The 15,134-nt window shown below is 36.3% G+C and carries 12 protein-coding genes; 4 read left to right on the top strand and 8 right to left on the bottom strand.

What is annotated here, in order from left to right; all coding sequences use genetic code 11:
* The first annotated feature begins 54 nt into the window (after positions 1–54).
* Genes ugpA through NPY00_RS03000 form a run of 3 tightly spaced genes read left to right on the top strand, consistent with a single transcriptional unit; the run spans position 55 to position 2,854 of the window.
* Entirely contained in the window at positions 55–939 is an 885-nt protein-coding gene (gene ugpA / locus NPY00_RS03010; protein WP_269020599.1) for a sn-glycerol-3-phosphate ABC transporter permease UgpA, read from the top strand.
* A 10-nt stretch (positions 940–949) separates the two neighbouring features.
* Entirely contained in the window at positions 950–1,801 is an 852-nt protein-coding gene (gene ugpE, locus NPY00_RS03005) for a sn-glycerol-3-phosphate ABC transporter permease UgpE (protein ID WP_269020598.1), read from the top strand.
* 3 nt (positions 1,802–1,804) lie between these two features.
* Positions 1,805–2,854: a sn-glycerol-3-phosphate import ATP-binding protein UgpC gene (locus NPY00_RS03000; RefSeq protein WP_269020597.1), complete on the top strand. Its 1,050-nt coding sequence runs from the start codon at positions 1,805–1,807 to the stop codon at positions 2,852–2,854.
* Between the two features lie 114 nt (positions 2,855–2,968).
* Here the strand turns inward: NPY00_RS03000 and NPY00_RS02995 are convergent, their stop codons facing one another.
* From NPY00_RS02995 to NPY00_RS02970, 6 genes are all read right to left on the bottom strand, one after another.
* Positions 2,969–3,697 (bottom strand): glycerophosphodiester phosphodiesterase, encoded by a 729-nt coding sequence (locus NPY00_RS02995; RefSeq protein WP_269020596.1) that lies wholly within the window; start codon positions 3,695–3,697, stop codon positions 2,969–2,971.
* A 158-nt stretch (positions 3,698–3,855) separates the two neighbouring features.
* A complete protein-coding gene (gene guaA, locus NPY00_RS02990) occupies positions 3,856–5,412 on the bottom strand; it encodes a glutamine-hydrolyzing GMP synthase (protein ID WP_269020595.1) in 1,557 nt (518 codons plus the stop codon).
* Between the two features lie 134 nt (positions 5,413–5,546).
* Entirely contained in the window at positions 5,547–6,833 is a 1,287-nt protein-coding gene (locus NPY00_RS02985) for an RsmB/NOP family class I SAM-dependent RNA methyltransferase (protein ID WP_269020594.1), read from the bottom strand.
* Positions 6,834–7,300: 467 nt separating this feature from the next.
* The gene (gene guaB / locus NPY00_RS02980; protein WP_269020593.1) at positions 7,301–8,800 is read right to left on the bottom strand and encodes an IMP dehydrogenase; all 1,500 of its coding nucleotides are present in this window, start codon (positions 8,798–8,800) and stop codon (positions 7,301–7,303) included.
* Between the two features lie 148 nt (positions 8,801–8,948).
* Positions 8,949–10,520 carry a phospholipase D family protein gene (locus NPY00_RS02975; protein ID WP_269020592.1) on the bottom strand — a complete coding sequence of 524 codons (1,572 nt, stop codon included), beginning with the start codon at positions 10,518–10,520 and terminating at the stop codon, positions 8,949–8,951.
* 294 nt (positions 10,521–10,814) lie between these two features.
* Positions 10,815–12,200: a sigma-54-dependent transcriptional regulator gene (locus NPY00_RS02970; protein ID WP_269020591.1), complete on the bottom strand. Its 1,386-nt coding sequence runs from the start codon at positions 12,198–12,200 to the stop codon at positions 10,815–10,817.
* Between the two features lie 243 nt (positions 12,201–12,443).
* On the opposite strand from NPY00_RS02970, the gene NPY00_RS02965 reads away from it, so the two are divergent.
* A complete protein-coding gene (locus NPY00_RS02965; RefSeq protein WP_269020590.1) occupies positions 12,444–12,818 on the top strand; it encodes a hypothetical protein in 375 nt (124 codons plus the stop codon).
* Between the two features lie 211 nt (positions 12,819–13,029).
* On the opposite strand, the gene NPY00_RS02960 is transcribed toward NPY00_RS02965, so the two are convergent.
* Complete coding sequence (locus tag NPY00_RS02960) at positions 13,030–14,025, bottom strand: KpsF/GutQ family sugar-phosphate isomerase (protein WP_269020589.1); 996 nt, start codon at positions 14,023–14,025, stop codon at positions 13,030–13,032.
* A 39-nt stretch (positions 14,026–14,064) separates the two neighbouring features.
* A complete protein-coding gene (galU, locus tag NPY00_RS02955) occupies positions 14,065–14,955 on the bottom strand; it encodes a UTP--glucose-1-phosphate uridylyltransferase GalU (protein WP_269020588.1) in 891 nt (296 codons plus the stop codon).
* Between the last annotated feature and the right edge of the window lie 179 nt (positions 14,956–15,134).

Genomic DNA, 15,134 nt, shown 5'->3' with positions numbered 1-15,134 from the left:
AATTTCTGGTTTAACCCTTTTTTCTAAGCTTCTTATCTAAAAAGAGCTCAACACATGCAAACAAAACATGCATACTTTCAAAAGATTTTACTCCCTTATTTACTACTTTTTCCTCAATTGGCTATAACTTTTTTGTTTTTCTTTTGGCCTGCAATTCAAGCCATAAAATCGTCTTTTGAACGCGAAGATCCTTTTGGTTTTTCTAAAACTTTTATTGGGTTTGAAAATTATGTAACTATTTTTTCTGATCCAGCTTATATACAGTCATTTATGACAACAGTCATATTTTCTGTATCTGTTACTGTAATTTCAATGACCTTATCACTTCTCTTAGCTGTCTGTGTTGATCGCGTTATTCGCGCAAAAAAAACTTATACAATATTTTTACTTTGGCCTTATGCTGTTGCTCCTGTATTGGCAGGCATATTATGGTTATTTATTTTTCATCCAACGATTGGAGTTCTTCCTTTTCTTTTAGAGGAAATAGGAATTATATGGAATCATCGTGTTAGTGGAACTCAAGCAATGATTCTCATCGTCATTGCTGCAAGTTGGCAACAAATTTCTTACAATTTTCTCTTTTTTCTTGCTGGTCTTCAATCTGTTCCGCGTTCTCAAATCGAAGCAGCAGCCATTGATGGTGCTAGCCCTTTTAAAAGGTTTTGGACTGTAGTTTTTCCGCAAATTTCACCAACAACTTTTTTCCTGCTCATTGTCAATATCCATTATGTTATGTTTGATACATTTGGTATTATTGATCACATAACATCTGGAGGACCTGCACGTGCAACAAGTACACTTGTGTACAAAATCTATGAAGATGGTTTTAAAAACCAAATAATCGGTGCATCAGCAGCACAATCAACAATATTAATGCTCATGATTATTGTTTTAACATTCGTCCAATTTCGCTGGATTGAACGTCGCGTACAATATTAGGAGAAGAATTATGGTTGAAAACCGACCATTCTTAAAATTTCTAACTCATTTTACTCTAATTGTGGGTATTATCGTTATCTGTTTTCCAGTTTATGTAGCCATTATTGCTTCCACTCATAGTTCATCAGCATTTAGTTCAGGAACTTTGCCTCTACTTCCTGGCAATCATGGTTTAGAAAATTACAAAATGATCTTTGGTGATGGTCTTATGCAACGTGGTCTTCCAAATCTTTGGCCACTCCTAATGAATTCATTCATCATGGCTATCGGTATCAGTATAGGAAAAATTATTATTTCACTCTTCTCTGCTTATGCAATCGTTTATATGCGCTTTCCTTTCCGTAAAACTGCTTTTGTACTTATTTTTATCACATTAATGTTACCCATTGAAGTGCGCATCATTCCAACATATGCCGTCGTCGCACAATTAGGAATGATCAATACTTATAGCGGAATGATTATTCCATTAATTGCATCAGCAACCGCTACTTTTTTATTTCGTCAGTTTTTTCTAACTGTACCTGATGAACTCTTAGAAGCTGCTCGTGTCGATGGAGCAGGACCATTTAAATTTTTTAAAGATATTCTTTTACCTCTCAGCAGAAATAACATTGCTGCTTTATTCATTATCATGTTCATTTATGGATGGGTACAATATCTTTGGCCGCTTATTGTAACAACAGACCAAAACCACCAAACCATTCTCGTTATCCTGAAACAACTCATTGTGGAATCACTTCAACATGATCCTCAGTGGAATATCTTGATGGCTGTGTCGGTCGTTGCCATGGTGCCGCCCGTTCTCATTGTCATCTTCATGCAACGGCTTTTTGTCAAAGGCCTCATTGACGCGGAGAAATAAAGCGTGGCTACAATTCAATTATCTAATATAAAAAAACAATATGACAACGGTGTTTCAGTCATTAATGATTTAAATCTAACAGTCGCTGACAGTGAACTATTAGTTCTTGTTGGTCCTTCTGGATGTGGAAAATCAACCCTATTACGTATCATTGCAGGGCTTGAACGAATTACTTCAGGAGAACTCTATATTGACAATGAATGCGTTAATAATTGTGAGCCAGCTGATCGCGATATTGCTATGGTTTTTCAAAATTACGCTCTCTATCCACATATGACAGTCCGTGGAAATTTAGAGTATGGACTAAAAAATAGAAAAACACCGAAAGAAGAAATTAATAAACGCATCACACATGCTGCAAAACTTCTAAAAATAGAAGCATTTCTTGATCGTAAGCCTCGACAATTATCAGGAGGACAGCGTCAACGCGTTGCTATGGGACGCGTTATTGTACGACAACCACGTGTCTTTCTTTTTGATGAACCTCTTTCAAATCTTGATGCAAAATTGCGTTCTCAAATGTGTGTTGAAATTAAGACACTCCAGCGTTCCTTAAAAACAACCAGCATCTATGTTACACATGATCAACTCGAAGCAATGACACTTGCTGATAGAATCGTTGTTATGAATAAGGGATGTATCGAACAAATTGGAACTCCAATGGAAATTTATGATACTCCAGCAACAACCTTTGTTGCTGATTTTATTGGTTCTCCTTCTATGAATTTTCTTGATCGTCACCTCTTAGAGCAACATTTAAACAATTCATTTTTTTGCAGCCAAGAGACAGATCTTTTAGCATTTAGACCAGAAGCTATCTTATTAGGAGAACACCCAGACAAAGGACCTATTTTTCATACGCAAATAGAACTCATCAAGCCTATAGGAACAGGTTGTCACGTTATAACACGTTGGAATGATGTAATTTTTACTATAGAAACAAAAGAGCGCATAACAAACGACTATGGACAGAAATTATGCTTCACTGTCGCTCATCACAATTTTCATACTTTCAACAAAGCAACAGGAAAAAGAACACAGCCCATAAAATAAAAATTTGAATTTTGAAATTTTATGGATAAAAAGATTTAGCTATTTATTACCTTCAGCTTTGTTAAAACATACGTTCTTATACTATATTAATTATTTTTTGTAGATTCATACAGATCATTTTAACTTTTGTGAACGTAATTGCAAAGCAAGATCAGGTTGATCTGTTGTGATGTAATGCACTGGCATCTCAAGCCAATGTGATAAACGAGCAACTCCATTTATTGTCCAGACACCAACAGTAAAACCAGCATTAAGAGCAGATTCAAGACATTTTTGAGAAACAATAGAACCATACAAACTTAAATCAGAATATCCCCATTCTTTCCATTGAGAAAGATGAAGAGAGAGATCACCTTCTAAGCAATCAATACATGGACCAGACGGTATTCCTGCCTCAATAAAAGGACGAAGACTTATTGCATCAAAACTAATTGCAGAGACTCGTTCTTCTAAGTTTCGATTCTTTATAAGCTTAAGCGCTTTTTGAGATAATGTATATTCACGTTCAGAAACACCAGATGTTTTAATTTCAAGATGAAGTGCTACATTCGTTGGCGCTAAAAGATCCAATACTTCTTCTAATAAAGGAGGTGGTTCAATGCTGCCTTTCACACAGATTTTCTTACGCATTTCATTATCGAGGTCATGAATATATCCTGTTTTTCCAACCAGTTGCTCCAGACCAAAATCGTGAAATACAACCACTTCACCGCTTTTAAGGAGATGAACATCGCACTCAATTTCATCAACTCCTAATGCAATTGCATGACGAAATGCTGAAAGTGTATTTTCAGGATAAAGACTAGCACCACCACGATGAGCAACAATTTTTGGCTTAGGCATAATAATTCCCTACTTCTGAAGTTCCAACAATACCAAATACAACACCATCGTATATAATACCTCAAATAAACAATGATAAAATCTATAATTGTTTTTCTGATTTTATAAAATGCTGCATCGCAAAAACTATGATCTTAAGAGACTTCACATAACTTCAGTTATTCCCACTCAATCGTTCCAGGTGGTTTTGAAGTTACATCATAAACAACACGATTAATTCCCCTCACCTCATTAATAATACGCGATGCAGCTTTTCCCAAAAATTCCATACTATATGGATAAAAATCAGCCGTCATACCATCAACAGATGTTACAGCACGAAGAGCACATACAAATTCATAAGTGCGTCCATCCCCCATAACACCGACAGTTTGCACAGGAAGAAGAACAGCAAAAGCCTGCCAAATTTTATCATAAAGACCTGCTTTACGAATTTCATCAAGATAAATAGCATCCGCTTCACGCAAAATATCCAATTTCTCACGCGTGACTGCACCAGGACACCGAATTGCAAGCCCTGGCCCTGGAAACGGATGACGCCCGATAAATTGCTCAGGTAATCCTAATTCTCTTCCTAATGAACGTACGTCATCTTTAAAGAGTTCGCGCAACGGTTCGATGAGTTTCATCTTCATTCGTTCCGGTAACCCCCCCACATTATGGTGACTTTTAATTGTTACCGCGGCGCCAATAGCTGAAACACTTTCAATAACATCCGGATACAGTGTTCCTTGCGCTAAAAATTCTGCACCTCCTATCTTTTTAGTTTCTTCTTCAAAAACTTCGATAAAAAGGCGACCTATTATTTTACGCTTTTTCTCTGGATCTGTCTCACCTTGCAATGCATTCATAAATAGATCAGTAGCATTAACATGGATAAGGGCTATATCGTAATTTTTACGGAATAATGTAACAACCTCTTCTGCTTCATTTTTACGCATCAATCCATGATCTACAAAAATACATGTCAATTGATCTCCTATTGCTTCGTGCAGTAATACGGCAGCAACTGATGAGTCAACACCACCTGAAAGACCACAAATAACACGACTTTTCCCAACCTTTTCACGAATTTCGGTAATCGCTTGATCACGAAAAGCCGACATGGACCAATCACCTTTAAGACCAGAAATTTTATGTACAAAATTATGTAAAAGTTTTGCACCATCTGGTGTATGAACAACCTCAGGATGAAATTGCACAGCATAAAAACGCCGTTTTTCATCAGCAATCGCAGCATAAGGAGCGCCTTTTGATGTGCCAATGACACGAAACCCCTCCGGCAAAACTGTCACACGATCCCCGTGGCTCATCCATACTTGATAAGACGACCCCTTTTCCCAAACGCCATCAAAAAGTGGACTTTCTTCTATAACCTCTAAAAAAGCGCGCCCAAATTCACGTTCATGCTCAGCTTCAACTCTTCCACCAAGTTGAACACACATCACCTGTTCACCGTAGCATATCCCAAGAACGGGAATACCCGATTCAAAAATTTCCATTGGGATCCGTGGCGAACCGTCATCAACCGTCGAATAAAAACTTCCTGATAAAATAATCGCTTTAGGTTTGATTCGCTTCATTTCTTCTAAAGCCAATTGAAATGGAACAATTTCAGAATAAACCCCCATTGCTCGTATTCTTCGTGCAATAAGTTGCGTAACTTGTGAACCAAAATCAATGATAAGGACAGTATCTAAATGTGGTATACTCATAAAAACCCAATCAATAATTGCATAAAAATAAATAATAAAATCTATTATCTAATATCTGTCTCTTTTCACAAGCCCATGAGCAATGAAAAAACACTATTTTGATAAAATTTAAAATAAAAAACATAAACTGTGTACTAATGCTTTTTTTGCAAAATAGCGAGAAAAAAGCCATCTGTCTTTGTTTTTGCTGGTGATAAAGTTAGACCATAATTTGAAAATGTCGGCTGCACAGGCGAAAGACTAAAATGTTTTTCCCATAATGCGCGCATATTTATTGGATAAAAGTCGGAATGCTCTTGAAGAAAACGAGAAATTTGTTCTTCATTCTCATCGAAAAACAGAGAACATGTAATATAGATTAAGCGCCCATCTGATTTAAGATAGGATAATGCCTCATTTAAAATAGTATGCTGCTCTTCTTGACGTTTTTTTACCTGTTCCAATGTTAAACGCCATTTTGCATCTGGACGACGTCGCCAAGTTCCTGTTCCACTACAAGGAGCATCTAACAAAACGATATCCATCTGTCCAATTAATGGTTTGAGTTCTTCTACGTTCACCCGTGATTGAGCATTACGAATACCAGATCGCCGAAGACGATCAAAAATAGGAGCTAAACGCGCTTTATCTGTATCATACGCATAAATTTGTCCTTTATTGCCCATATCGGCTGCTAAAGCCAATGTTTTCCCTCCAGCGCCTGCGCAATAATCTAATATTTGTAATCCTGCTTTTGCTTCAACAAGATGAGAAACGATTTGAGATCCCAAATCTTGTATCTCAAAATGCCCCTTTTTAAACGCAGGCTCAATTTGAACATTCGGGTGACGATTCAACTTTTCAATTGGTGAAATCCTTAATGCCTGTCGAAACCATGAAAAAGATTGAGCTTTTGTACTAGCTAATTCCTTGAGAACCTTTTCTGATGTTGCTTTCAAACTATTCACTCGTAAATCTAAAGGAGGACGTGTTGCTAAAGCTTCAGCTTCAATAATCCAATTTTTAGCAAATACTGGAGAGAGATGAGCCTGACACCACTGAGGAATATCACCTCGAATATAATCTGGCGCATCCACCAATTGGCGTTGCTGCCATGATTGACGTTGCCGAGCTCCTAATAACGGTAAAGCAAAACGATCTCCGTCTAAAAGACTATCAATTTGTTCAATCGTCATCGAACAAAAATCTAGCAAAGCACCAAAAACGATATCTCTCATATCGTCACTTTCCATACGCCATTGCAACGAATAACGTCGTCTTAAAACATCATAAACAATTGTACCAATTGCTGCACGATCATTTGATCCAGCAAAACGATGGGAAATTCCCCAATCTTTCAAAGCTTCGCTTGCAGGACGATGCCGCATGTTGATCTCTTTTAGAATATCTACCGCCGCTTGCAAACGCCCACCCAACCGCATTCATTACTCCTATTTATAATATTCTAAGAATAAAAACAGTGTTCATCAAAATAGTCATGCCTATCATTTTTAAAAACATAAATAAACTTTTTCGACAACTCTTGGAACAACCATTTCGCGTGACCGTTTGTTCTACACTGACATATGCCAGATTATTTAAAAGGAGAAAATAGAATGAATACTTATAATCATGAGAAAACAATGTCACATAAAGACAATCAAAATAAAATGCCATCAAGCAAAGACAAAAAACCTACCCACAGTGATCATGCAAATAATCACAAATATTCATCAAAATTAGAACGGAAAAATACAAGAAACTAATTTTTTCGCTTCATATAACTAATGGAAAGAATTGGATATTCACATCCAATTCTTTCTTGTGTATATCTGATTTTATTACATAGATACACAATCCCAAAGATACTTTTATCTCACTAAAAAATAACCTCAGATCATCTATTTCATTAAACAGGACCACAATAATTGGGACTCTCTCTCGTAATAGCAACACCATGTGTATGGCTTTCATAAAGACCTGCATTCGTAATGCGAACAAACGTAGCTTTTTCACGAAATTCACATAAATTCTTTGCTCCCACATATCCCATAGAAGCACGCAACCCACCAGCGAGTTGATGTAAAACTGAAGCTATAGCTCCTTTATAAGCGACTTGACCTTCAACACCTTCTGGAACTAATTTCAATTCATCTTGAACTTCAGCTTGAAAATAACGATCCGCTGATCCTCTCGCCATTGCACCAACAGATCCCATCCCACGGTAAGCTTTAAAAGATCTTCCTTGATAAAGGTAAACTTCACCAGGACTTTCTTCCGTTCCAGCCAAAAGAGAACCAATCATTGCAGCACTCGCTCCTCCTGCTAATGCTTTTGCAAAATCCCCCGAAGCCTTGATCCCACCATCCGCAATAATCGGAATTCCTGCTTTATCTGCAATTTCTGCAGCTCCCATAATAGCTGAAAGCTGAGGAACACCAACACCTGCAACAATTCGCGTTGTACAAATAGAACCAGGCCCAATACCAACCTTTACTGCATCCGCACCACTATCAATCAACGCCTGAGTTGCTTGTGGAGTCGCAACATTTCCAGCAATCACAACTGTCGAAACTGCCATTTTTTTAATACGTTCAACAGCTTCTAGCACACGCTGAGAATGTCCATGAGCGGTATCTATGACTAATACATCAACTCCTGCATCAATTAATCGTTCAGCACGCTCAATGCCATCATTCCCTACACTACTGGCAGCTGCAACACGTAAACGACCTTGAGAATCTTTAGCCGCATTCGGATTCAATTGTGCTTTTTCAATGTCTTTCACTGTCACTAAACCAACACAGCGATTTTGTTCATCCACAACTAATAATTTTTCAATACGGTGATGATGAAGTAAATATTTTGCTTCATCCAGTTGAACATTTTCACGCACTGTGATCAAATTTTCATGCGTCATCAATTCATAGATTTTTTGTTTTGGATCCGATGCGAAACGCACATCTCTATTAGTTAAGATACCAACAAGCCGACCAGAGCATCCACCTTTAGTACTATCTTCAACAACTGGAATCCCCGAAATACCATGAAAGCGCATTAAAGCTTTTGCTTCTTCAAGTGTCGCATTTGGCCCAATTGTAACAGGATTGACAACCATACCCGATTCAAACTTTTTGACTTGACGAACTTCTTCAGCTTGCTCTACAGGAGACATGTTCCGATGTATAACACCAAGACCTCCAGCTTGAGCCATCGCAATTGCCAAACGCGATTCTGTCACAGTATCCATTGCAGCAGAGAGTAATGGCAAATTCAACTCAATATCAGCAGCAATCCGCGTTTTAAGATCGACTTGGTTAGGCATAACAAATGAATGACCCGGCTGTAACAACACATCATCAAAAGTCAGTGCCAGTGCACCTGTTTTTGTTTCAACAATTTTTGCCATGATCACATTCCTTAAAATAACAGAATACTGAAAACAGCTGTGATATAACTGCTGTTCTCATAAATTGAGAATTGACAATGAGTTATGCCATGTCACTAACAAAATGAAAAGAGTAATAAATATTTTTCTTGTATATGATTTATATAATCTATAATTGTGATTCAATAGGCAACCAGCTTATTATCTTTGCAAATGTGCGACGCCAAAAATTACTTTCTGGTTCAAAATCGACACTCTGTTGTTTTTCATTTTCGATGAAATCCCAATAAATGCGATTGTTATTGCCAAGACGTAAATGATAACTCATTTCACCTGTTGTTTCTTCAGAAAAAAGCAAATCTAACCGCGCTGTAATTGGTGCACATTCAAACAAAATTCCCATCTCTGTATTCAACGACGCAGATCGAGGATCAAAATTAAACGATCCAATAAAAGCAGTTTTATGGTCGATTAAAAAAGCTTTCGCATGTAAACTAGCTTTATTTGATCTAAACAACTGTAATTTATGCGTTCCTCCATCCGGTTTTAACTCATAAAGTTTAACTCCACTTTTTAATAAGGCCTTACGATAAGGCATGTAACCGCCATGGACAATAGCTACATCAGTCGCAGCCAAAGAATTTGTGAGAATTTTTACATCAACACCTTTTGAAACCAGACTACTAAAATGTTGTGTGCCTTCTTTACCAGGAATAAAATAAGGTGATGTAATCTGAATCGTTTTTTGAGCACCTCCAATAACCTGTGAGAGGCCTGTCATAAGCCAATTCCCAGCTTTTTTACGCAATGCTTTTTCTGGAGGATCAGAAAGAACATCAACTTTATCAGCAAGAAATAATCGTTTCCCTGCTTGAATAAAATATTCAAAATTGAGATGTTTATTAATATAGTCCAAATAAACTTCTGCCGCTTTTGAATGACGAAATGCATATAACTTAGATCTCCAATTGCCAAGATCACTTGCATTTTCAGGAACGACTAAAGTATGAATCGGCGAAGCAACAGCGCTATTCCAAAAATTATCAAAGACAGTTTCCACTTTTTTAACTGATGGACCAATTAACATAAGATCTAAATCTCGAAAATTCGATTTGTTACTTGCGCCCAAATAAGAATCCGCAAGATTTCTTCCTCCCACAAAAGCAACTCGTCCATCCACAATAAAAGCTTTATTATGCATTCTCCGTGTTACAATAAGAGCACGCAATATAATCTCTAAACCACGGCGTAGTCCACCATTCCGAGTTTTTCCGGGATTAAACATTCTAACTTCAATATTAGGATGCTTATCAAGAGCAATATAAGCTGGATCACGCCCTTGTGCATTAATATCATCTAAAAGAAGACGTACCCGAACTCCACGATCAGCTGCTTCCACCACTTCACTCAATAATAAACGCCCTGTTAAATCATCATCCCAAATATAATACATCAAATCAAGACTACGTCCTGCCTGTGATGCTCCTACAGCACGAATACCAAAAGCATCTAAATTACTAACAATAAGTGAAAGAGCATCTTTATCGACCCCTAATCCATTCTTTTCTTTTGCCAATCGGCTCACTATACGATCAAGCTTTGTTTCATCTTCTTTAACATGAAACGCATAAGAGCATTCACCTCGTGGACTTTGTGAAAAACAGCCATAGATGTATATTGCTAGCATACATGCAAGAGAAAAAAATATGATAAAACAGATAAAAATGTATAAGAGAGACAAAGAGATAAACTTTCTATGTTTTTACAGTCTATTGCACGCCCATAAATACGAATTACACTATCAAAATCAATGATTTTATCATTCAAATTACATAAAAATAAAATGCACACTCAATTATTGAACAACGTTAATACAATCTACATAAAATGTTCAAAGCTTTCGGGCTATAATAAAATGTAAAATAATATCTCTTATTGCACAATGTAATACAAAGCTGCAAATTGAACAAACAACTACAAATGACAAGCTTTTACAGTAAGTTATGCTCTCTTTTAAAAGACATATGAAGAAACATCATTTATGTTCTCGATGATTTTTTGTTTTTAATTCTTCCATTTTACGATAAAGCGTCGAACGTCCTATACGTAAACGTCGAGCAATTTCACTAACGTGTCCTTTATAATATTTAACCGCTTTATCGATAATATCACTCTCCATATCAGAAAAAGTGCGAACATGCCCATCAGCATTTAAAAATTGTATTGATTGCTGTTCAGTGCACTCTTGAATATTACCATGAATAATCTTTTGAGAGTCAACACTAGGGTTTGCGATTAATTGAGGAAAATCTCGAACAGTTAACAAAGGCCCTTCACTGAGGGAAATTGCACGAAATAAAACTTTTTCAAGTTCATCACAATTTCCCGGCCAATCATATTGCATAAGTAATGCGATTGCCGACCCTGACAAACCATGAACATGTGACCGCCCTGTTTCAATAACAATGCGGTCAATTAAATATTGAGAAATTTCCGGAAGATCATCCCTCAATTCACGTAAAGCAGGAACATTGATAGAGAGTTGAGAAAACTGCTCAAATAAATTGCGTAAAAAAAAGTCTTCTTTAACTAAATATGAAAGTCGCGATGTTGAAATAGCAATAATACGAAAAAAAGAACTTTTATTCTTTATAATTTCTTCTCTTTCTCTCAAATAATGCACAAAACGCTTTTGCTGCATAAGCTCAAGCTTATCAACATCACATAAGCAAACCGTACCCTTTTCTAAAGAAGAAACCAATGGTAAAAATTTTTCATGCCAAAAACGATTTTCCTCTTCTGGATCAATAATAGCTGAACATTGAAAACGGATAAAAGGTGCTTCTGAAAACCGACTTTCACGATGAATAATGTGTGCTAATGTTTCACGTCCAGTTCCATTCTCACCTTCTATCAAAAGATTCTGTGAAGAACTTGCTGCTCTCTTTAATTGTTCTAAAACAATCTGCATAGCTTTACTTTTCTTATAAAGATCAGAAAACCACCAATAACTTTCATTTTGTCGCCAAATATAACGAACTTCACTCTCTAATGCCGAAACATGTGCAAGATTATTCAAAGTTGTTCTCAAGCGAAGCGGCGTAACTGGATAAATCCAATAATCAACTGCTCCAGCTTTTAAAACCTTATGCAGAAATTCTTCATTTTCTTGTTTTGCGAGAACAATAACAGGAGCCGAAACTCCAGCTGCTTTTATCGTTTTAATGACATCACTCACACTTAAATCACTCATTGCAACATCAAGCAATGCAAGCGTAATATTTTTACGTCTATATAAAAGATCAATCGTACGAAAACTATTTTCTGCTTCAATGACACGATAACCAAAACCTCGAAGTATAGCCGAAAGCTCGATACGTCTTCCATAATCTTCACATGCAACAAGAATAGGACCAATCATAACTCCGATAATCTCCTTTGAGACTATTAAGCATATTAATATGGAAATCGTTGCAATTTATAAAAGTATATTTTACACATCATACTTTATAAATTAACTCCATCAAATCCTTAATTAAATACAACATTAAGGCATTTTTTTAATTATTTTCTTTTTTATTGATTTTCTTCAAAAGTCTTATATTGACTAATGCAGTAAATTAACAATTTTGAAAAGCAGAATAAAAAATAGATAGAGAAACAAATGAAGAATACCTTCCGTAATTTATATCTTATAATCGCCGCTTTTTTGTTAGTAGCTTGCAGTTTTTCACAAAATTACGAACAATATTTATCTGTACACAATAAATCATCTGGCATTAATGGCGAATGGATCGATGAAAATGGTATTATTTCTTCTTTTTACAATGGTATATTTGAAACACGCGCCGCAGATACAAATGAAAAATTATCAGAAGGAACTTACACCTATATCAATTCCCAGCATGTAGAAATTGAAATTCATTCGATTCTTCGTGGAACAATATCCCAAGTCAATTGCTCAATCTCGAATAATGCCACACAACTTATTTGTACACCGCGTTCTGGCTTGCAATTCGTCCTTAATCGCAAAATTTAAAAAATTGAATATGATTTATTCTTTTGATAGAACTACAGTATAAAGTCATAAAAACATTGCAACAATTGCAATTTGAAAAAAATCTGTAATGTATTATGGAACATACATAACCAATGTTTCTAAATAATATTCTATTAAGAGTCTGTTCTTAAAGATTAATACTATTTTATCACTCAATCATACATTCCATCGAATACTCACACACACTAACTCAAATAGCACCAATGCGCAAAAGATCGTGAAAATGAACAATCCCTACGGGCTTTTTATCTTCAACTACAAAAAAAGCGCCAATATGATGGTCATTAATAAACGCTGTTGCAGCACTTACCAATGTATTTGGATTGACAATTTTAGGATCTCTTGTCATCACTTCATCAACATGAAATTTTGATAAATCACAATGGATATTACGTGCAAGATCACCATCTGTCACAATCCCAATCAATTCACCTGTGTGATTGACAACTCCTACACAACCAAAATGCTTTTGAACTAAAATGTTCATGGCTTCAGTCATAGATACACCTTGCATGACCAAAGGCAGACTATCTCCTTGATGCATAATATCGCGGACATATTTAAGATTGGCTCCAAGAGAACCACCAGGATGATAAATCTTAAAATCCGTCGCAGTAAAACCACGCATTTCTAAAAGTGCTACAGAAAGTGCATCTCCCATTGCTAATTGCATAACAGTTGAAGTTGTCGGGGCAAGCCCATGAGGACAAGCTTCTTCTATTTTAGGTAACAACAACACAATATCTGCCTGTTGTCCTAATATGGAATGTTCACCTGATGTCATCGCAATAAGCGGTATACGAAAACGCGCAGCATAATTTATAATACCGCCTAATTCCGTAGTTTCACCAGACCACGATAAAGCAAGGATAACATCATCAGAACTAATCATACCAAGATCGCCATGATTAGCTTCTGCAGCGTGAACAAAAAAAGCAGGCGTTCCTGTTGATGCTAAAGTTGCAGCAATTTTTGTACCAATATGCCCACTCTTACCAAGTCCAGTAATAATCACATGACCTTTCGCATTCTTAATCGTTTGAACAGCTGCACTAAATGAGGAATGGAGATCTTTACTCAAAGCGATTTCAAGCGCTTCAAGCCCTTGTTTTTCACTCGCAATGGTTTTCAGCGCTGATGTAATCGCGTTCTGTAAAAAAAACATATCAGAAGATTGTGTAATCATGACAACATTTGATAAATGAAATCAATAAAGAGATCCATATCATTTTTCAATTTTAACGGTTTCAAGTAAATTTTTTAATGAAGCAGACACCTGCTGATGCATATCCTCACGCGCTAGAGCAAAGGCAACATTTGCTTCAATAAAACCCGTTTTAGATCCACAATCAAAAGTGTATCCATTTAATTGAAACCCAAAAAAATCTTGTTCATTTGAAAGATGAACCATAGCATCTGTTAACTGAATTTCATCTCCTGCTCCTTGTTTTTGATTAGAAAGAATACCAAAAATCTCTGGTTGTAATATATAACGCCCATTGATATATAAGTTGGATGGAGCAGTTTCTTTCGTTGGTTTTTCTACCATTTCTGTAATTTTGAAACCGTTTTCAACTTCTTTACCTTTCCCAACAATACCATATTTATGAACTTCTTCAAAACTGCATTCCTGAACAGCAACAATATTTCCTCTCCCTATTTTTTCATAAAGACTGATCATCTCGGAAAGGCAACCCCTTTCAGCCTGCATCACCATATCCGGTAATAACAAAGCAAAAGGTTCATTTCCAATTAACTCACGTGCACACCATAAAGCATGCCCAAGACCTAAAGGTTCTTGTTGCCGGGTGAAAGAAGTCATTCCTGGTAAAAGTTGCAAATTTTGTAAATATTCAAGTTCATCTTTTCGACCACGTTTTTCAAGTGTCGTATATAATTCAACTTGCATATCAAAATAATCTTCTATAACGGCCTTATTGCGTCCAGTGACAAAAATAAAATACTCAATCCCCGCTTCACGTGCTTCATCGACAACATATTGAATAACCGGTTTATCAACAACAGGGAGCATTTCTTTAGGAATTGTTTTCGTTGCTGGTAGGAAACGTGTGCCAAGGCCTGCTACAGGAAATACTGCTTTACGAATTTTACGCACCCACACCCTCCTAAAAAAACATACCGTTTTCTCATTTTATCATTATCTTAACTAAAATGATCAAAAAAGATATTCTCTCAAATGAATTGCCATTATAACGAGAAAGACCAAGATGCAATAAAGACATTGATAAGAACACTGTTTAATGGACATAATTCGGTTTTTTCTTATCTTGACAA

The sequence above is a fragment of the Bartonella sp. F02 genome (genome assembly GCF_026929975.1).
Taxonomy (GTDB): Bacteria; Pseudomonadota; Alphaproteobacteria; order Rhizobiales; family Rhizobiaceae; genus Bartonella.
This window is presented reverse-complemented; position numbering and strand designations above follow the sequence as displayed.

Coding starts and splice junctions, on each gene's coding strand:
- ugpA (WP_269020599.1), top strand. CDS start 55: ATGCAAACAAAACATGCATACTTTCAAAAGATTTTACTCCCTTATTTA.
- ugpE (WP_269020598.1), top strand. CDS start 950: ATGGTTGAAAACCGACCATTCTTAAAATTTCTAACTCATTTTACTCTA.
- NPY00_RS02995 (WP_269020596.1), bottom strand. CDS start 3,697: ATGCCTAAGCCAAAAATTGTTGCTCATCGTGGTGGTGCTAGTCTTTAT.
- guaA (WP_269020595.1), bottom strand. CDS start 5,412: ATGAGTATACCACATTTAGATACTGTCCTTATCATTGATTTTGGTTCA.
- NPY00_RS02985 (WP_269020594.1), bottom strand. CDS start 6,833: ATGCGGTTGGGTGGGCGTTTGCAAGCGGCGGTAGATATTCTAAAAGAG.
- guaB (WP_269020593.1), bottom strand. CDS start 8,800: ATGGCAAAAATTGTTGAAACAAAAACAGGTGCACTGGCACTGACTTTT.
- NPY00_RS02970 (WP_269020591.1), bottom strand. CDS start 12,200: ATGATTGGTCCTATTCTTGTTGCATGTGAAGATTATGGAAGACGTATC.
- NPY00_RS02965 (WP_269020590.1), top strand. CDS start 12,444: ATGAAGAATACCTTCCGTAATTTATATCTTATAATCGCCGCTTTTTTG.
- NPY00_RS02960 (WP_269020589.1), bottom strand. CDS start 14,025: ATGATTACACAATCTTCTGATATGTTTTTTTTACAGAACGCGATTACA.